This window comes from Actinomadura sp. 7K534 (assembly GCF_004348575.1).
GTDB lineage: Bacteria > Actinomycetota > Actinomycetes > Streptosporangiales > Streptosporangiaceae > Spirillospora > Spirillospora livida.
Map to the genome: position 1 here is coordinate 1 of NZ_SMKB01000557.1, position 459 is coordinate 459.

Genomic DNA, 459 nt, shown 5'->3' on the forward strand with positions numbered 1-459 from the left:
GTCCGCCCCACCGCCCGCGCGAGCGTCATCGCCGCGGGCAGGGGGCGGACCATCACGGTCAAGCCGGTGACGAGACCGTTGTCGCCGAACCGGAGCAGATCGAGCCCCTGGACGGCCTTGCCCATCACCCGGGCGTTGAAGATCAGCGCCTGGGCCGGCGCGTCGGGCCGGCCGGCGCTGACGAGCTCGTCGGTGTAGTGGAAGTCCTCGAAGACCTCCAGCAGCACACCGAGGAGCGCGGCGACGGAGTCGCGGCCGTGGTAGGGCTTCACCATCACCGGGCTGTGGAACTCGATGCCAGGGTCGAGCGAGCCGGTGATCGCGGAGAGGTCCTTGGCCTCCACCGCCTTTCGGAACGTTCCGGGAACCGTCACCTGAGCTGCTCCCTTCACTTGCCGTGGTCGGGGTCAGTTCACCGTCCGGGGCGGGACGATGCCGGCGGGGGGCGCGCTCTCAGCG

At 70.8% G+C, this 459-nt stretch carries 1 protein-coding gene; it reads right to left on the bottom strand.

Annotation, left to right across the window (positions count from 1 at the left end; translation table 11 throughout):
- On the bottom strand, positions 1-374 hold a 374-nt coding region (locus E1266_RS37675), incomplete at its 3' end, for a nuclear transport factor 2 family protein (protein WP_132055390.1).
- Between the last annotated feature and the right edge of the window lie 85 nt (positions 375-459).